Raw genomic sequence first — 17,569 nt, 5'->3', positions numbered from 1 at the left:
ATTATCTCTTTTTTAACGACCTTGTTTTAGCCGTTAACGCGGTTTTTCAACCGTTTTCGTGTGACTCAAGGTTTGTTCAAGGATAGAAAATGAATAATAAAATTAAAACATTAGCCAAAGGCATCGCGCTCATTAGCGGCTGTGCCTTGACCTCTGTCGCCATGGCAAATACCTCTGTAATCCCGCCTGCGGGACAAATCTGTGTCAGTTGTCATGGCGTTGAAGGTGAGGGCGTAGAGCCACTTGGCCCGCGCTTAGCCGGACTCTCGAAAGAATACATCACCACCCAATTGCAGCATTTTCAGGCGGGAGTGCGCCAAAACGCGACCATGATGCCGATGGCGATGACTCTGCAAGGTGATGGCATCGAGCAAGTGGCGAGTTATTTCTCCGCTAAATCACCTAAAACCGAGGTTAAGCCAGTGCTCCGCGGTACGCATGTCACCTTTAGTGATGATACCGCACGCTTAGCTTACCAAGGCGATTGGTCACGTGGCTTACCCGCTTGTGTGACTTGCCATGGCCCCTCTGGATTAGGTGGCGATTTGTTCCCGCGTTTAGCGGGTCAGCAGGCCAGCTATATCAAGACGCAACTGTTGGCGTGGCAAGCAGGCACTCGTAAAGGAGATGTGGACGGCATGATGGCCAATGTGGCTAACAAGCTAACCGCCGCCGAGGTGGATGCCTTAGCGAATTACTTTGCGAATATAAAATAAGGAGCCGGCCATGAAATCTTCTGCAATCTTATTATTGGTCGCCATGGGAGTGCTTACCGCTCAAGTACAAGCGGCGCAAGAGTTACCCGACAAACAAGCGCCATTGCCCTCAGTCCCTAAAAATCCGGAACAAGCCTATCTTACGCCAAGACCGTTAAGCGCGATTCCCGAAGGTGCCTTTGGTGATAAAGTTCGCTTAGGTTATCAGCTATTTGTGAATACCCAGCAGCTTCGGGATAAGTATGTAGGTAACGAGCTTAACTGCGCCAACTGCCATATGGATGCGGGCCGCAAGGCCAATGCGTCACCGGTTTGGGGCGCTTATTTTGCGTATCCTGCTTATCGTAAAAAAGACGACAAAGTAAATACCTTTCAAGAGCGGATACAAGGCTGCTTTAACTATTCCATGAACGGCAAAGCTCCTGCAGCAGGTAGCCCTGAGCTTGTTGCGCTATCGGCCTATGCCTATTGGTTGGGGATGGGTGGCTTAATGGATGCGGCTAATCTTGATGGTCCTGTACCAGAGTTAAGTGATGCCGAATTGCTGAAAGGTGCTAAACGCGAGGACTTCCCACTGCCAGAAGCGCTCGCTAAAGCCATGACAGTGGAGCAACGCGCGAATCTGCCCGGCCGTGGTTATCCTGAGATCCCAAAACCAGAACTGGCGTTCTCACCCGAACGTGGCAAAGCCGTGTATGTCGCCCATTGCCAAGCGTGCCATGGCGCCGATGGTCAAGGCCAAGCGATTGCCGGTGTTTACTCTCTGCCACCATTATGGGGCCCTCAAAGTTATAACTGGGGAGCGGGGATGCATAGGGTCAATACTGCCGCATTTTTCATTTATGAAAACATGCCCTTTGGTAAGAGTATGCAGCTAACGAACCAACAGGCTTGGGATGTAGCGGCTTACATCAACTCCCACGAGCGTCCACAGGACCCACGTAACAAGGGGGATGTGAAGCAGGCGCAGGAGAAATACCATAACGACAACGACTATTACGGTGTCGACGTCGATGGCAAAGTGCTTGGCACCGCTTCTTATCCGGTGTTTCCGAAAAAGTCCTAGTTGAGCAGCTCTGATTCACTGTTCGCGCGGTGAAATGAAGCGAGTGAATTAGTTAAGCAAAAAAGCCAGCAAGCTTAAAGTTTGCTGGCTTTTTTATAGGGTAAAATGTGTTGGGGAATTTTACTTAAAGTTATTTAATATCAGATTGTTATAGTTTGGTGATTTAGCTTGCGCAAAAGAGTTACGCTTGTCCCATATTTCTGATTAAGTAAGGTGAGTAACTGGATGGGAGGCTTATTAAATCGCCTAAGTATGTGAGTTATTGCGGCCTAACGGCCGAGGTGAATCAAAGTCGTGGGGCTTCACCCCACACCCGACCAAGAGGGGATCAACAGCAATTCCCTCTTGGATCTCCCTTGCCGCCCCTAGCGAAGTTACATGCATTGGTTACTAGCCTTGGTCTTATGGATAAATTGCTATCGCTTCCGAAGGCAACGTCCCTGTACCTACGAAAGCTAGCCGGACATCCATGTCCGGACTCACGCAATTTATTCCAACGCCCCGCGGCAACTTCGCAGGGGAAGGTGAACTTCTGTTGCCTTGGTGTTAGCTGTTAGTCCTAAAGATTTGTGCCTGTCCCATCTTACTCTTAATATATGTCCCATCTTATCTTCATTCTTCTACACCTCGATTAGAGTGTCGCAGCTATTATCTGAATTCTGGAAGAAATGACACAGAAATTTGAACACTACCTGGTGGCTGGATTTATCTTATTTAAATACTCTCTAAAATCCAAGACTTTGTTTGTCAGGAATAGTTGCTTCTAGATTTGCATATCCAATTGAGAAAACGGTATCTATACCAAAACCAGAAGGTGCAGAAGAAAGAGTAAGAGTGATCCCATTGTCACTTTTCCACTGAATATACGGGACGGCATTAGTCGAATGCTTTGACCACTCGCCAAATAAAGTTTCAAGCTTTATCAAAAGAGCACCATATTGTGAGTCATCAAAGTGAACAGCCACACCATTCAGCCGATCTTTGTCATCGAATGAGAAGTGAATATTCATATTTTTACGTTGAAACCCCAACACCTCTTTTGAGTTTTTTACTTCGAACCACATGATATTATTCAAAGACTTTTTATTTCCCATGGGATACGCTTCTTGAATTTGCTCGATTGAATTGCCCCACTTAATATCGAATACACCTTCTCCAAAAACATCTGTAATTGGGTCTGCAAGGACAGTCTGCGTAAACAGCAGTATCATAATAGTCATTAAATACTTCATTATTACTCCTTTATACTTACAACTAGTTTTATTTGGTCTTATTTTTTAGCACCGTAACCTACGGTACTGATTTGTCGATCATAAACATGGTATACGATGCTGTAATAGGTCCATAAATCTTATCCATTGACCCTAAGCGACTTTGTTATTTTTTTAATTTACGCGTTAGCCAACGATATGCAGCATTTAGGTTTACACCAATTCCAGCAATATTAGGCTTAAGCTCAATAATATCCTCTTGAAAAGATAGTGCGTTGTTCATTACCTCTGGTGAGAGAATAAATTGCTCACCTTTAAAGGTTATTCCACCCTGCACAATGAGGTGATCTACTAGTCGTCCTGGATGCTGAAAATTGTTTTGCGATTTCACGTCGTGAACGTAACCTTTAGATTTCGCGTAGAGAATGTGTTTCGCTGTATCTTGAAATTGTAAAAGCGACTCGTAGCTATCTTTCTCTGGTCGGTAGCTTGTTTTTCCCGATTGAATTTGAATCAAAATTTCCTTTAGCATATTCATGCTATTTCCTTGAAAGTAAGTTGTTTTATATGAAATTATTGCTAGGCTCGATCAAGAAAACATTGGATATTATCTTCTATGGCATAATTATCCAATCATGGTAGAAATTACCACCGCAATTACATTGTGATCAATAAGTTAATACATAAATAAACAATTTGTTTAACGTGCTGCCTATTGTTAAATATTTCTAATAGCGATGGTAGGAATCACTCTGGTTGTTTTGCATGGCGAGCAGACAAAACAAAAGCTGAAGGAGTTCACCTTCCCCTGCGAAGTTGCTGAAGGGCGTTGAAGAAAATCGCGTGAGCGAGGCATGGATGCCTCGCTAGCTTTCGAGGTACAGGATGTACCATCGGAAGCGTTAGCAATTTTCGAATAAGCACGAAGCCAGTAATCAATGCATGTAACTTCGCTAGGGGCGGCAAGGGAGATCCAAGAGGGAATTGCTGTTGATCCCCTCTTGGTCGGGTGTGGGTTGAAGACCCACGACTTTGACTTATCTCGGCCGTAAGGCCGCAATGATTCACATACTTACAGCGATAACCTTGCCAATTCAAACGCTAAAAAAACCAGCATTATTATCGGGTGTGGGGTAAAGCCCCACGACTTGTAAACTAAAGCATTCAAACGTAGTTTGGAAAGCTTTAAAGTCTAACCTTGGTGCAAATCAACTCAGCTTGAGTTGCAAAAAACCATTATTATTTCTGCGTTATAACTCCGATGCCATAAGGATTACCGTGCCTGAGCACTTACCAGAACCTCATTTAGATGCAGCGCAGCTTTGCCCTTTATGCCAAGGGGCGAATCAGTGTGCCATGACTCTTGGCGAAGATATCAGTGACTGTTGGTGTGCTAAGCAGGCGTTTCCTAAGTTGACTCAATTACTATCTGGCGGTTTGGCGGCGGGGTTATCGACAGGCGATGCATCAGGGCTAAGTTCTGATAAGTTAGCGCAACTATTATCGCAGCCTGCGACGGCTTGTATTTGTGAGGCTTGTTTAAGCCGGATAAAGCTGGAGCTAAATTCATTCGGTGTTGCAGAAGATAAAAACAGCCCATCGGTATTAGACGATGGGCTGGGATATGAGGTGAGATAACGGGCTATTAATTTATGGTGTAATCCATTTGCACGCTAGTTTGTGCCTCTACGGCTTTACCATTTTCAAATTTGGGTGCGTAACGCCATTTATTTAAGGCTTCAATGCTCTCTTTTTCAAATAAAGCACCACCCTTAGAGGCTAAAATTTCAGTATTTTTCACAAAGCCATGTTCATCAACGGTAAATTTAAGCTGAACCCAGCCATTTTTAGCTTGCCGAGCATAGGACATGGGATAGTCTGGTGCGGTACGAAACAGCGGTTGTTGCTCCTGCGTGTCAGCCCAAGGTCGCATTTTGCCGATGGCGATACAGTGGGCGGTGGACTCGTCACGCTTTCCTTGGCGCTCATACAGTTCGACTAGATAAGCATGGGCGCTTAAGGCATAGGGATGGCTAAAGTTAAGGGCGTCAAACTGCTTAACCACTTCTAAAAGCAACGGAATTGCCTTGTCATCATGCTTTTCGGCATATTCAACGGCACCGACTACATAGGTGGCTTTGACTCTGTCGAGGGCATTTTCGGGCAGGATCTCTTTGTAAGTTTCATAGGCATCGAAGGCATAGTCTCTTACCTTAGCAGTGTACAATTCTGTGTTGCTGAGGCGAGCAAAGGCTGCCATTTTTATATCAGCCAACAGCTTTTTATCTTTTGTTTTTTCTGCAATTTTCAGCGTGTCATCTAAAAGCCCTTTAGCCAAAACCAGCTTAGGTGCCGTTTCTGCTGCGCCGAGTAGCGGGTCGATAAGCTCAGCTGCATGCTCGCCGTAATGCTTTTTATAATTGCTTAATGCGAGTTGATATAACTCATTCGCCTTAGCTGTTTTTGGCAAATTCTTTTCTTCAAACGGGTAAGGGGCGACTTGCTTCTCTATCACACCAGCCCAGTTCATGGCGAGGTTCGCTAAGTCGACACTGTCCTTGGTATATTGAGCTTCGCCCAATTCAAAGGCCCTTTTGGCGCTAGCTTCAATCTTCGCGTTATCGCCCTGTTTAATGGCTGCTTGGTAGTCACTGTAGGCTTGGGAAAAGCTGTTTTCCGAGGCGTTTAAGGGTAACGATGTGCTTAAGGTGAAGGCCAATAGACTGGCTAAAGGTAATGTTTTTCCATATAACATCTTGTATATCCTTATATTTGGTTCTCTTGGATAGTACAAATGTTTCCGCCATGATACAAGCTTGTCTGCGACAATGGGTCACTTGGCTAGTGTTAGAGATAAGCCAAGAGAAACTTATCTCTAAGTTGTCGATTGATTTAACAGGATTTATTGCGCGACTTATTTCATTACTTTCTCTACAAACTGCAAACTAAATTGGCCTAAATCACCGTAGTGGAACTGGCAGGTTTGATTGAGTGGCAAATCTAATACACCGGCATAGGAGCCTGTGATCACATATTGTCCTCGGGTTAAGCCAATCCCTTGGGCGGATAAAAAGTTGACTAACCAGTAGAGTCCGGCCTTAGGGAAACCATTTGGATGAACCGCCGCTTTTTTCAGTGTTTCAGTCTGTTGCTGGTCGTTATGGGCAATTGCAACGCTTAGAGCAAAATGGCCTGTTTCTATCTCGGCTGGTGTAGATAGTTCTGGCCCTAACCATAAACCTTGATTGACTAATCCATCGGCGAGGGCATCGAAGTGATTGGCTTCGCTGGGGTTTTGATAACGACTTTTGATGAGCTCTAAGGCGAGGCGAGTTTTACCTAGGGCGGCGTCGATTTCTGCCTCTGAATAGGGCGTGGCTCGTGGCGGTAAATCGTTGCCGATTTCAAAGGCGAGCTCGGGTTCGACACGGGCAAGTCCTTTGCTTGAAGGATAAAGCGGACACTCGGCGGTTTGCAGATACACATCTTGTTGATAGATAGGCGCCACTACAGTTTTTTCTGCTGTTGGGAGTAGGCACTTCCAACCCGCAATCGGATTACCTTGGGCGCTAAATTGCTGCGCAATGGTTTGCTGGATGGCAAAAGCCTGAGAGAAATCCTTGGGTCTTAACGCTTCTTGCAACAGGGCGCCCGCTTCACCTTTGGCGCGTCTTTGTGCGAGTTCTTGTGCCGCGGCATTAATGGACTCAAGCTGTGCTTTAGTGTCTATTGGTGACATTTATTATCCTAACTGACTTATTTTAAAAGACTTATACAGAGTGGTTTATACCGCAATAAATGAGCACATAAGGAATAAATAAGCTCTGCAAATCCAATCTGGCCAAAAGAGAAATTGTGCTCAATATACCTTTTTGTACTTACAAAGGCTTGATAAAACTTACCTCCAAAAGCTTTACCTGTATCGCGGATGTGAACTCAGGCTTGTCAGCGAAAGTATCCAATCCACCTCAGGGTTAAATCGTTGCTTACGCTAGATCTTAGCGCGGTGCGGTGCCAGAATGGCGTTCCTTTCCTGCGGTATTATTGGAACTTACCCGTGAATCAAAGCCATTCAGGCCCCTTGGCAAATAACCATGCTCAATTGGGATTATTGTTTATTTCTGTCGCCGTGCTGTTTTGGGGCATGTTACCCATAGCGCTTAAGCTATCGGGGAGTTTTATCGATCCGGTGACCTTGACTTGGTTCCGGTTTTTAGTGGCGCTCATCGTCAGTATTTTGGTGCAGTGGAGCGCGGGCAGTTTAAAGCAGTTTGCGGCACTCGATGCCAAGGTTTGGCTCAGGCTTATCCTCGCCGGACTGTTTTTAATGCTTAACTATGTGTCATTCGTCTATTCCCTCGACTATTTAGCCCCGGGCGCGGCGCAGCTTAATTTTCAAACCTCGCCGTTTTTTCTCGCCTTTGGCGGCGTGTTGTTTTTTAAAGAACGCTTGAATGCGATACAGCTGAGTTGTTTTGCTTCCTTAGCTTTAGGGATGTTAATGTTTTTCCATCCCTTTTTAGATTTTTCGGCAACTGATAATCATGAGATCTGGCTTGGGGTGATGATAGTGCAGTTTTCGGCACTGTCATGGACCACATACGCACTGCTGCAAAAGTCACTGTTGAACCGTTTGTCCCCTGCCAACGTACTCTTGGTTATCTATGCCTTAGGTATTTTTGCGATGGCGCCCTTTAGCGACTTTAGCCAATTTGCGCAAATGAATAGCTTTGACTGGCAAGTGGCGCTGTTTTGCGCCGCGAATACCTTGATTGCCTATGGCTGTTTTGGGCAATCAATGAAGTATTGGCCGACGGCGCAGGTGAGCGCCATGTTGGCGTTAACGCCAGTATTTAGCTTTAGCGCCACGGCGTTAGTGGTGAGTATCGGTTGGTGGCCTGAAGTGTTTAGGGCCGATGAGTTAGATGCTTTATCGCTCTTTGGCATAGGTGTGATTATTGTCTCTGTGATGGTGGTGCAGTTGCTGCCCCTGTATCGCCAGCGCCGCGCGAGACGTTTACAACCCATTTAACTGGCAGCTGAATAGGTATCCTAGTGATCACACGCCTGACCGATATTGAATTAGAACAGATCCGCGGGGTGATTTTCGATCTCGACGGTACGCTTGCCCATTCAAACCCTGACTTTAAAGGCTTAAGGGCGGCATTAGGTATCGGATCGGGTACCGATATTCTCGAGCATATACATAGCCTTGAGACCACAGTGGCCAAGATGCAGGCGCTCGAGATTGTCCATGACTATGAGCTTGAAAGCTCGCGCCAAGCGAGCTGGATTGAAGGGGCACAGGCGCTGATTGCGTTTTTAAAGACAAGGCAACTGCCGCTGGCGATTTTGACCCGCAATATGCCCGAGGCGGCCAAAATTACCATTGAAAAACTCGGTATTGATATCCCCTTAGTACTGACCCGTTACGATGCCGAGCCTAAACCTCACCCGCAGGGGATCTACTTGATTTGCGAGCAATGGCAGTTGAATCCGGCGGATATCTTGTATGTGGGGGATTACCTATTCGATCTGCAAACCGCGCAAAACGCCGGTAGCCGCTGCGCCCTCTACTGCCCAGAAGACGTGCCCGACTATGCCCAAGCGGCGGATTTACTGGTCTCTTGCTACCACAGCCTGATTCAAGCATGGCCTAAATAATTTATGCCCTGGCGGTTAACCTGTTTAGCCGCCTATATCTCAATTAATTCAAGTGACTATTTGGGTAATTGCTTACAAAGGTCATCAAATAGTGCAAAACTTTCGGTTAGCGCCGTCTGTAATTGATCTTCGTTATAGCACCATGGGGAGTTTGGTACATTCCAGTCTTTGTCCCAGTCAATCTCTTCACCTCGCGCTAATCGCTCTGCTACGGCAATCTGTTGGTAAGAGCCGCCACCGATGCGCTTATCTTCACGCCATAGGTTAAAACGGAAGGTAACCCACTGCCGCATCTCCATCATAAGCCTCATATGTGGGTATGAGAACTTTTGCGCATTTAGCTTGTAATATCCCCCCTCACTTGTGTAAAAGCGGATCGGATAAGGGAACTGGGCAACCAGTTCTTGTTGACGCTCCGTCGGTACCTTAGGATTAAAATCGCCTGGTAGCTTGGGAAAGCGGGTCAACATGGAGGCATAGCGCGCGGCAAAATTGACCTCGCGAGCAATGCTAATCACGGGTTGTGACACTTTGTTTAAAATAAAATCGCGTTCTTCATTGTCTAACATATCGTTACTCATCTTGACTGTTTATGGTGTTATTACCGCAGCCGTTAAAAGCTAATATCCAATATTTCAATTGATTAAAAATGTTCGGTCAATATCAATATCGCTTTTGTCGCTGCGGCTTCGCTAAGAGTAAGAAGATATCTAGCGGTTGCTTTGTGTATCCAGCTTATCTTGTTATTTTTTAGTTTGCCCATCTGCCTTACAGATACCTTTACTTTCCCAGATTTCGACGGCTAACTTCATAAATGAGGGATCATTGATTGAAGCTTGAGGCCTTTTAAAGCTAACAGGAGTTTCATTCAACAATCCAGCTTGTACTGTATGACACTTAATTACACCGTATATAATGCGGGTTTGCGTACCTAATGTAGTATCTATTCCATTCACTGGACTACGTATACTCCCACGCCTGATATCTTTTTCCTTTAGAACAGTATCAAATCCTGTAGGGCACCATTCTTGAGCCCGTTGCAGCCATGCGTTTTCGAGCATCGAAAAAGTTGCAAAACTGTTGCCTACATAATCAAGTACAATACAACCACCAGGTAATGGCATATCATGATAGCCAGGTTTAACACCATCAGAAGCCTGATATGGTAATAAGCTGCAACCAGTTAGATTTAAACCAATGAATGCCAATAAGCTTGCCTGCAAACAGTTAACCCGCATCAAATGAATACTCTGGTAATTGTTTACAAAGGTCATCAAATAGTGAAAAGCTTTCTGTTAGCACCGTTTGTAATTGATCTTCGTTATAGCACCATGGCTGGTGTTGTGTACGCCAGTCGTTATCCCAGTCAATCTCTTCACCTCGCGCTAATCGCTCTGCAACAGCAATCTGTTGGTAAGAGCCGCCACCGATGCGCTTATCTTCACGCCATAGGTTAAAACGGAAGGTAACCCACTGCCGCATCTCCATCATCAGCGTCATATGCGGGTAGGCGAACTTTTTCTCATTTAGCATGTAATATCCCCCCTCACTTTTGAAAAAGCGGATCGGATAAGGGAACTGGGCAACCAGTTCTTGTTGACGCTCCGTCGGTACCTTAGGATTAAAATCGCCAGGGAGCTTGGGAAAGCGGGCCAACATGGAGGCATAGCGCGCGGCAAAATTGACCTCGCGGGCAATGGTAATCACGGGTTGCGACACTTCACTTAGGATAAAATTGTGTTGTTGCTCAGTTAACATATCGTCACTCATCTTGACTGTTTATGGTGTTATTTCCGCAGCCGTTAAAAGCTAATATCCAATATTTCAATTGATTAAAAATGTTCGGTCAATATCAATATCGCTTTTGTCGCTGCGGCTTCGCTAAGAGTAAGAAGATATCTAGCGGTTGCTTTGTGTATCCAGCTTATCTTGTTTAAGCCCAAGCCGAATACTGTCGAGTAATGCCACTAACCAGCAGAGTAAAAAGCCATAGAGCAGCTCATTGGCATTGGCAATTGTGGTCTGGGTTTGTTGGGTGATTTCGGCAGAAATCACGCCGATATCAAGCGGTAAGGTGCCGTTTTGAATATCTAAGGCGATGACTTGCGCCACTTGATAAATTTGCATGAGTAGCAGCACAAGGCTCACGACCGCTAAGCTAAAAAAGACCAGCGCAGTGCGTTTATGTTTTAGGTAAAAATGGCCGCTGCCGGGGGCGACAAAGGCGGATAACAGTCCGGCGTTAAAGGCTTTTTTCATCGAAATACACTAGATGCGTTGTTAAAGTCTACGCCGACACTAATAGAGATGTTGGCTTAAGTGCAAGTTAATTTGGGCCAAGTATGAGTTAATTTGGAAAATATTGGATAACAAAAAAGGAGCCGAGGCTCCTTTTTTTAATGCGTTTGTTTTAATGCGCTTGACCTAAGGGTTTAGGTTTGCGGATTACTCTTCGCGTGGTTTACGTGGTCTACGCTCGCCTGCTGGCTTGTCTGAACGTGGTTTGCGGTCTGCAAACGGTTTGTCACCAGACGCTGCACGTGGCTTGCGATCACCCGCTGGGCGGTCGCTACGTGGACGACGGTCGCTACGGGCGCCACGGCCAGAGTCAACAAAGACTTGGTCGCCAGCTTCACGGATATTCAATGGCTTACCACACACACGCACTTTCTTGAGGTGTTGTAGTACATCTTTTGGCATGCCGTCTGGCAGGTCAACAGTTGTCACTGAATCATAAAGTTGGATTGCACCGATATAACGGCTGTCGATATTGGCTTCGTTTGCGATGGCGCCAACGATATTGCCTACACCTACGCCATTTTCACGACCTACGTCGATCACATAACGGCACATTTTCAGGTCTGGATTGTCTTTTAACGCTTCAGCGCTGCCTAAGCTTGCTGGCATTGGACGTGATTCACGGCTACGGCGTTCACCACGCTCAGCGCCACGGTCTGAACCACGTTCGCTGCGCTCACTGCGTTCATCGCGAACACGCTCTTGAATCGCAGGTAATTGCAATGGACGTTCCTGCTGAACTTGGTGCAGCAGGGCAGCCGCGAGCAGATCCGTATCTACTTCAAGTTGCTGGCATAACTGGGCAACCGCTTCACGCATAAATTCGAGATCGTTATTCATGGTTTGAGCGAGCTGCTCACCTAAGCGAGACAGACGACGTTCTGCAACCGTCTCTGGGCTTGGCACTTTCATTGGCGAAATACGGCTGTTGGTTGCGCGCTCGATGGTGCGCAGCATACGCATTTCACGGCTGGTGACGAACAGAATCGCCATACCGGTACGACCCGCACGGCCAGTACGACCAATACGGTGTACGTAAGCTTCAGTATCGTAAGGGATATCGTAGTTAACTACGTGGCCGATACGCTCAACGTCCAGACCTCGGGCCGCAACGTCAGTTGCGATCAGAATGTCTAGCTTGCCGTTTTTAAGCTGCTCAACCGCGCGCTCACGGGCTTGCTGGTTCATATCACCGTGTAGTGGTGATGAGGCATAGCCACGGGCTTCAAGTTTTTCAGCTAATTCAACGCATGAGTTACGGGTACGAACGAAGATGATAATACCTTCAGTATTTTCAACTTCTAATACGCGTACTAAGGCTTCTAATTTATTGTGCTGTGACACCTGCACAAAACGTTGCTCGATTGAGTCAACTGTGGTGTGACTTGCAGCGATGCTGATATTAGTCGCATTTTTTAAATGCTTGTTAGCAACCCGCTTAATTTGCTCTGGCATGGTTGCCGAGAACAAGGCAAGTTGGCGTTGTGGTGGAGTGTGTTCCAGAATCCATTCGATATCATCGATAAAGCCCATTTTTAACATTTCGTCGGCTTCATCGAGAACGAGGGCTTGCAAGGTTTCCAGTTTCAGAGTGCCACGGCGCATATGGTCCATAACACGACCCGGTGTACCCACGATCACTTGCGGGCCACGCTTAAGGGCATTCAACTGTTGTTGCATGCTTTGACCGCCGTAAATTGGCAGTACATGGAAATTCTTCATAAATTTGGCATAGCTACTGAATGCTTCAGCAACCTGAACCGCTAGTTCACGCGTTGGTGCGAGTACTAAAATTTGCGGTGTTGTTTGGCTGGTGACTTTGTTTAGTAGCGGCAGCGCGAAGGCGCCAGTTTTACCTGTACCTGTTTGCGCTTGACCTAAAATATCTTTGCCAGCCATAAGTGGATCAATACTGGCTGATTGGATTGGCGTTGGTTTTTCGTAACCTAGCTCGTCAAGAGCACGCAACAAATTCTCGGATAGGCCGAGTTCACGGAAAGTTCTTTCATCGGATGACATTGGGTTGTAGCCTTGTGGATGCGCCCGGATTGGCGCTTAAGTTTCACAGACAGAAAATCAACCCCGTGTCGATTTCCCGCGCCGAAAACGCCAGATTATAACAGCATTTGAGCCACTTTACCAATCTGGATAAGGATAAATCCTCTGTTTTACGTGCATTTTTTGCCAAAGCTGAGCAAGAAACGCGCCACTTCGGCTAGTTTTTCAAAAAGTTGCTATTGAGTTTAATGAGTTCAAAAGCAGATTCTGTTACTGCTGCGAGAAAAACATAGTCCAAGGTTTCTGGCGTATCCTCTGGCGTATGATATTGCGGATGGGTGGGGACGCCAAAATAAAGCCAAGGGATCTTAGCCTTATGGAAGGCGTAATGATCAGATGCTCTGAGCCAATCTGTGCTCTGGATACTTCTGCCCACGGGTTTGGGGTGGCTGAGTTTAATACAAAGGCCATTGTGTTGGTTTAGCATTGGCCTAAATTGGGGAAATTGATAAAAGTAGCGGCTGCCCTCAAGGTAAATGGCGTAAGGGCGACTCGGATGGCCAATCATATCGAGATTGAGCATAAGTTCAAATTCCGCTTCAGGCATTCGCTGCTTGAGTTGCTCCACTAAGGCCGTACTGCCAAACAGTCCGGGCTCTTCGGCATCGGTCGCGACAAACATTAAGTTGATGTTGGGGAGCGAGTTTGGGGCGGCAATTTGTTGTTCTTGCCAGTGGGCGGCAAGTGCCAATAATGCGGCAACCCCAGAGGCATTATCGTCGGCGCCGTGGTAAATCTTGCTACCCGTCATACCCAGGTGATCATAATGAGCGACAACAATACGCCATTGATTGCTTGGGGTGAGCGCAGGGGCTAGGGCGACCATATTTATCCCCGCTTCTTGTGTCAATAAAGTCGAATATTTGAAGGGCACCTCGAAGGTCTTTCCCCAAGGTTTAAGCCCTAGTTGCTGAAACTGGTTGTTCAAATAGTCGCGAGTTTTAGCTGCCCCTTCCGTTTGGGTTTTACGCCCCATCAATTGTGCTGAGCTGAGTGTTTGTACTGTTTGCTCAAGTTCTGCTGACGCGGCCCAATTCAGTCGAATCGACTCAGAAGAGCAAGTGTATTCAGCGGGGTGAGTGGCACAGGCCGTTAGTCCCACGCACATGCCCATCGCTAAAATGCGCAATAAGCTCCTGTGTATGCTTTGATAAACAGCTGTGACGAGCTGATGGGGAGGCGCTAGCGCTACATTGTCCATGGCTATCCTTAAGGCTGGCAGAACCTAAGCCTAACAGGGATTTAGCTTGGGTGCATAGGCCCTAATCTAAGATGTGGATCTCGGGGGAGAGTGTCGCCTCTTGATGGGGACTTAAATTAAAATGCTCCAATCCCGAGACTAAATGCGTGCGCGAGCACAGGGTGATCTGAGTATTTTTGGTAAGTCCACCTTGGGCAAGCGTGGTGACTCGGCCATCGGGTAATGCCAGTAGGCTATTTTCTGCCGTACTGTCTAACACCGTAACTTGTAAGCGCGTGGGCTGACCGATAATCGGATCAATAGCCGCGATAGCGAGTGCTAATAGCATCAGTCCTAAACTGGTGATCAGTATAATATTGGCGCGACTTAAGCTGCTTAAGTTGGGGTGATGTTTTGACAACATATCCTCCTCGATGGAGTGCGCCTTGGGCGTGTTCCCCAAGGCGCCATTTTTGGTTGCGAGCCTTATCTTGTTCGCTACTGCTGTTTGGTTAGCTGTGCATCACGCTCCAGCAGCGGCTTTAAGAAACGGGCCGTGTGTGAGGTAGGATGTAGAGCGACGTCTTCTGGCGTACCTGTGGCGAGGATTGTGCCGCCGCCACCGCCGCCCTCTGGGCCTAAGTCGATAATCCAATCTGCGGTTTTAATCACGTCCAGATTATGCTCAATTACCACAATCGTGTTGCCGTGGGATTTGAGTCGATGCAGTACATCCAGTAGCAATTGGATATCAGCAAAGTGCAAGCCCGTGGTCGGTTCATCCAAGATATACAAGGTTTTACCCGTATCGCGTTTGGATAGTTCCTTGGCCAGTTTTACCCTTTGGGCCTCACCGCCTGACAGCGTCGTTGCGCTCTGACCTAACCGCACGTAAGACAAGCCCACATCCATTAGGGTTTGCAGTTTACGGGCAATCGCAGGTACAGCATCGAAAAATTCGCGTGCATCTTCTACCGTCATTTGCAGTACTTCGTGGATATTCTTGCCTTTATAACGCACTTCTAAGGTTTCGCGGTTATAACGTTTGCCCTTACAGGCATCGCAGGGCACATACACATCGGGTAGGAAGTGCATTTCGACTTTAATTAAACCATCGCCTTGGCAGGCCTCGCAGCGGCCACCCTTAACGTTAAAGGAAAAGCGCCCGACCTGATAACCACGGGTACGGGATTCCTGCGTTCCGGCAAAAATCTCCCGAATTGGGGTAAAGATGCCAGTATAAGTGGCGGGGTTTGATCGCGGAGTCCGGCCAATCGGGCTTTGGTCGATATCGACCACTTTATCGCATTGTTCCATGCCGACAATCCGATCGTAAGGCGCTGGTTCGTCAACGGTGGCGCCGTTTAACATTTTATGGGCGATCTTGAAGAAGGTGTCGTTTATCAGGGTTGATTTGCCTGAGCCCGATACCCCTGTCACGCAGGTGAATAAGCCTATTGGAATGGTTAAATCGACATTACGCAGGTTATTACCGCGGGCACCATAGAGCTCAATTACCTGTTTGGGATCGAACGGCGTGCGTGGGGTACTGATATGAATATTGCGTTTACCCGAAATGTACTGGCCAGTGACGGACTCGTCACAGGCGATGATTTTCTCAATGGGACCATCACAAATCACTTCGCCGCCGTGCACGCCAGCGCCTGGGCCGATATCGATAATATGATCCGCCATGCGAATCGCATCTTCATCGTGCTCCACCACAATCACTGTGTTGCCTAAATCCCGCAGGTGGATCAGGGTTTGCAGCAGACGCTCATTATCCCTTTGATGCAAACCGATGGATGGCTCATCGAGGACATACATCACGCCGACAAGCCCTGCACCAATTTGACTGGCTAAGCGAATACGCTGCGCTTCACCGCCCGAGAGGGTTTCGGCTGAGCGCGATAGGCTTAAATAGTTGAGGCCAACATTGACGAGGAAACCTAAACGGTCGCGCACTTCCTTGAGGATTTTTTCAGCAATTTGGGCTTTTTGGCCAGTGAACTCGAGTTTGTCGAAATAATCTAGGGCTTCGCCAATTGACCACACAGTCAGTTTCGGCAGGTTAAGATCGCCTATAAACACGTGGCGGGCTTCTTCACGCAGACGCGAGCCGCCACAGCTTTGGCAAGCTTGGGTGTTGATAAACTTGGCTAACTCATCGCGCACCGCGTTACTTTCGGTTTCGCGGTAACGCCTGTCCATATTATTTAAAATGCCTTCAAAGGGATGATTACGCACCACGACGTCGCCACGGTCGTTGATGTATTTGAAGGCGATGCTGTCTTTACCTGAACCGTAGAGGACGATTTTTCTCACTTTATCCGATAGCTGTTCGAAGGGGGCTTCGACATCGAACTTATAGTGGTCGGCGAGCGAACTTAACATCTGGAAGTAATAGAAGTTACGTCTATCCCAGCCGCGAATCGCGCCGCCAGCCAGGGATAACTCAGGATTGGTGATCACTCTGTCTGGGTCGAAAAACTGTTGTACCCCTAACCCATCACAGGTTGGGCAAGCACCGGCTGGGTTGTTAAAGGAGAAAATCCGTGGCTCGAGCTCGGCCATCGAATAGCCGCAGTGCGGACAGGCGAAGTTGGCGGAGAAGATTAATTCTTCCGTTGTCCCTTCATCCATACTAGCGACCACAGCAATCCCACCCGAGAGTTCGAGTGCGGTTTCAAAGGATTCAGCAAGGCGCTGCTGGATATCGCTGCGAACTTTAAAGCGATCGACTACTACTTCGATGGTGTGTTTAACGTGTAAATCTAGGGTTGGCGGATCGGTTAAGTCGCAGACTTCACCGTCGATACGGGCGCGGATATAACCCTGCGCCGATAAGCCCTCGAGTAATTTAACGTGCTCACCCTTACGACCGTTAACCACGGGGGCTAGCAGCATTAAGCGGCTATCCTCGGGCATTTCTAATACTTTATCCACCATCTGACTCACGGTTTGAGCCGCTAAAGGTTGGCCGTGGGTGGGGCAGCGGGGTTCGCCCACACGGGCAAACAGTAGTCGTAGATAGTCGTAAATCTCAGTGATTGTGCCCACGGTTGAGCGCGGGTTATGTGACGTCGATTTTTGTTCGATGGAAATCGCCGGGCTTAAGCCTTCGATATGATCGACATCGGGTTTTTCCATCAAGCTTAAGAATTGGCGGGCGTAGGCAGATAGAGACTCAACGTAACGTCGTTGGCCTTCGGCATATAAGGTATCAAATGCTAAGGAAGATTTGCCTGATCCCGATAATCCTGTGATAACGATTAACTTATCCCTTGGGATAGTCAGGTTGATATTTTTGAGATTGTGGGTTCGTGCACCGCGTATTTCAATCTTATCCATCTATCGCTCAAGTCTTATGCTTAAA

The 17,569-nt window shown here is 47.3% G+C and carries 17 protein-coding genes; 5 read left to right on the top strand and 12 right to left on the bottom strand.

Annotated features, from left to right (window positions below; genetic code table 11):
- Positions 1–89 precede the first annotated feature (89 nt).
- Together SO_RS18805 and SO_RS18800 are read left to right on the top strand one after the other, a co-directional pair.
- The gene (locus tag SO_RS18805; RefSeq protein WP_011073762.1) at positions 90–716 is read left to right on the top strand and encodes a c-type cytochrome; all 627 of its coding nucleotides are present in this window, start codon (positions 90–92) and stop codon (positions 714–716) included.
- 10 nt (positions 717–726) lie between these two features.
- A complete protein-coding gene (locus SO_RS18800; RefSeq protein ID WP_011073761.1) occupies positions 727–1,782 on the top strand; it encodes a c-type cytochrome in 1,056 nt (351 codons plus the stop codon).
- Positions 1,783–2,507: 725 nt separating this feature from the next.
- Here SO_RS18800 and SO_RS18795 read toward each other — a convergent pair.
- Together SO_RS18795 and SO_RS18790 are read right to left on the bottom strand one after the other, a co-directional pair.
- Complete coding sequence (locus SO_RS18795) at positions 2,508–3,014, bottom strand: hypothetical protein (RefSeq protein ID WP_011073760.1); 507 nt, start codon at positions 3,012–3,014, stop codon at positions 2,508–2,510.
- Positions 3,015–3,159: 145 nt separating this feature from the next.
- The gene (locus SO_RS18790) at positions 3,160–3,531 is read right to left on the bottom strand and encodes a hypothetical protein (RefSeq protein ID WP_011073759.1); all 372 of its coding nucleotides are present in this window, start codon (positions 3,529–3,531) and stop codon (positions 3,160–3,162) included.
- Between the two features lie 740 nt (positions 3,532–4,271).
- On the opposite strand from SO_RS18790, the gene SO_RS18785 reads away from it, so the two are divergent.
- Positions 4,272–4,631: a cysteine-rich CWC family protein gene (locus SO_RS18785; RefSeq protein ID WP_011073758.1), complete on the top strand. Its 360-nt coding sequence runs from the start codon at positions 4,272–4,274 to the stop codon at positions 4,629–4,631.
- Positions 4,632–4,638: 7 nt separating this feature from the next.
- Here the strand turns inward: SO_RS18785 and SO_RS18780 are convergent, their stop codons facing one another.
- Both SO_RS18780 and SO_RS18775 read right to left on the bottom strand, forming a co-directional pair.
- Positions 4,639–5,748 (bottom strand): energy transducer TonB, encoded by a 1,110-nt coding sequence (locus SO_RS18780; protein WP_011073757.1) that lies wholly within the window; start codon positions 5,746–5,748, stop codon positions 4,639–4,641.
- A gap of 159 nt (positions 5,749–5,907) precedes the next feature.
- On the bottom strand, positions 5,908–6,732 hold the full coding sequence (locus SO_RS18775; protein ID WP_011073756.1) for a hydratase: 825 nt from the start codon (positions 6,730–6,732) through the stop codon (positions 5,908–5,910).
- 318 nt (positions 6,733–7,050) lie between these two features.
- Between SO_RS18775 and SO_RS18770 the strand changes: the two genes are divergently transcribed.
- Together SO_RS18770 and SO_RS18765 are read left to right on the top strand one after the other, a co-directional pair.
- Positions 7,051–8,025, top strand: a complete 975-nt coding sequence (locus tag SO_RS18770) for a DMT family transporter (protein WP_011073755.1) — start codon at positions 7,051–7,053, stop codon at positions 8,023–8,025.
- Between the two features lie 23 nt (positions 8,026–8,048).
- Positions 8,049–8,657, top strand: a complete 609-nt coding sequence (locus tag SO_RS18765; protein ID WP_011073754.1) for an HAD family hydrolase — start codon at positions 8,049–8,051, stop codon at positions 8,655–8,657.
- 56 nt (positions 8,658–8,713) lie between these two features.
- On the opposite strand, the gene SO_RS18760 is transcribed toward SO_RS18765, so the two are convergent.
- The 8 genes from SO_RS18760 to uvrA all read right to left on the bottom strand — a co-directional run bounded on the left by SO_RS18760 (position 8,714) and on the right by uvrA (position 17,544).
- A complete protein-coding gene (locus tag SO_RS18760; protein WP_238560507.1) occupies positions 8,714–9,238 on the bottom strand; it encodes a hypothetical protein in 525 nt (174 codons plus the stop codon).
- A gap of 162 nt (positions 9,239–9,400) precedes the next feature.
- Positions 9,401–9,880 (bottom strand): hypothetical protein, encoded by a 480-nt coding sequence (locus SO_RS18755; RefSeq protein ID WP_164925778.1) that lies wholly within the window; start codon positions 9,878–9,880, stop codon positions 9,401–9,403.
- A gap of 4 nt (positions 9,881–9,884) precedes the next feature.
- Positions 9,885–10,427, bottom strand: a complete 543-nt coding sequence (locus SO_RS18750) for a hypothetical protein (protein ID WP_238560506.1) — start codon at positions 10,425–10,427, stop codon at positions 9,885–9,887.
- Positions 10,428–10,556: 129 nt separating this feature from the next.
- A complete protein-coding gene (locus tag SO_RS18745) occupies positions 10,557–10,916 on the bottom strand; it encodes a hypothetical protein (RefSeq protein WP_011073750.1) in 360 nt (119 codons plus the stop codon).
- A gap of 186 nt (positions 10,917–11,102) precedes the next feature.
- Positions 11,103–12,974, bottom strand: coding sequence for a DEAD/DEAH box helicase (locus tag SO_RS18740; protein WP_011073749.1), 1,872 nt, complete (start codon positions 12,972–12,974; stop codon positions 11,103–11,105).
- 196 nt (positions 12,975–13,170) lie between these two features.
- Positions 13,171–14,214: a M28 family peptidase gene (locus SO_RS18735; protein ID WP_011073748.1), complete on the bottom strand. Its 1,044-nt coding sequence runs from the start codon at positions 14,212–14,214 to the stop codon at positions 13,171–13,173.
- A 61-nt stretch (positions 14,215–14,275) separates the two neighbouring features.
- The gene (locus tag SO_RS18730) at positions 14,276–14,617 is read right to left on the bottom strand and encodes a hypothetical protein (protein WP_011073747.1); all 342 of its coding nucleotides are present in this window, start codon (positions 14,615–14,617) and stop codon (positions 14,276–14,278) included.
- Between the two features lie 74 nt (positions 14,618–14,691).
- Positions 14,692–17,544: an excinuclease ABC subunit UvrA gene (uvrA, locus tag SO_RS18725; RefSeq protein ID WP_011073746.1), complete on the bottom strand. Its 2,853-nt coding sequence runs from the start codon at positions 17,542–17,544 to the stop codon at positions 14,692–14,694.
- Positions 17,545–17,569 lie beyond the last annotated feature (25 nt).

The organism is Shewanella oneidensis MR-1, assembly GCF_000146165.2.
Lineage (GTDB): Bacteria > Pseudomonadota > Gammaproteobacteria > Enterobacterales > Shewanellaceae > Shewanella > Shewanella oneidensis.
This window is presented reverse-complemented; position numbering and strand designations above follow the sequence as displayed.

Bases quoted from the DNA above. Each gene is read 5' to 3' on its own strand.
- SO_RS18805 (WP_011073762.1), top strand. From the start codon at position 90: ATGAATAATAAAATTAAAACATTAGCCAAAGGCATCGCGCTCATTAGC.
- SO_RS18800 (WP_011073761.1), top strand. From the start codon at position 727: ATGAAATCTTCTGCAATCTTATTATTGGTCGCCATGGGAGTGCTTACC.
- SO_RS18795 (WP_011073760.1), bottom strand. From the start codon at position 3,014: ATGAAGTATTTAATGACTATTATGATACTGCTGTTTACGCAGACTGTC.
- SO_RS18790 (WP_011073759.1), bottom strand. From the start codon at position 3,531: ATGAATATGCTAAAGGAAATTTTGATTCAAATTCAATCGGGAAAAACA.
- SO_RS18780 (WP_011073757.1), bottom strand. From the start codon at position 5,748: ATGTTATATGGAAAAACATTACCTTTAGCCAGTCTATTGGCCTTCACC.
- SO_RS18775 (WP_011073756.1), bottom strand. From the start codon at position 6,732: ATGTCACCAATAGACACTAAAGCACAGCTTGAGTCCATTAATGCCGCG.
- SO_RS18760 (WP_238560507.1), bottom strand. From the start codon at position 9,238: ATGAGTAACGATATGTTAGACAATGAAGAACGCGATTTTATTTTAAAC.
- SO_RS18750 (WP_238560506.1), bottom strand. From the start codon at position 10,427: ATGAGTGACGATATGTTAACTGAGCAACAACACAATTTTATCCTAAGT.
- SO_RS18745 (WP_011073750.1), bottom strand. From the start codon at position 10,916: ATGAAAAAAGCCTTTAACGCCGGACTGTTATCCGCCTTTGTCGCCCCC.
- SO_RS18740 (WP_011073749.1), bottom strand. From the start codon at position 12,974: ATGTCATCCGATGAAAGAACTTTCCGTGAACTCGGCCTATCCGAGAAT.
- SO_RS18735 (WP_011073748.1), bottom strand. From the start codon at position 14,214: ATGGACAATGTAGCGCTAGCGCCTCCCCATCAGCTCGTCACAGCTGTT.
- SO_RS18730 (WP_011073747.1), bottom strand. From the start codon at position 14,617: ATGTTGTCAAAACATCACCCCAACTTAAGCAGCTTAAGTCGCGCCAAT.
- uvrA (WP_011073746.1), bottom strand. From the start codon at position 17,544: ATGGATAAGATTGAAATACGCGGTGCACGAACCCACAATCTCAAAAAT.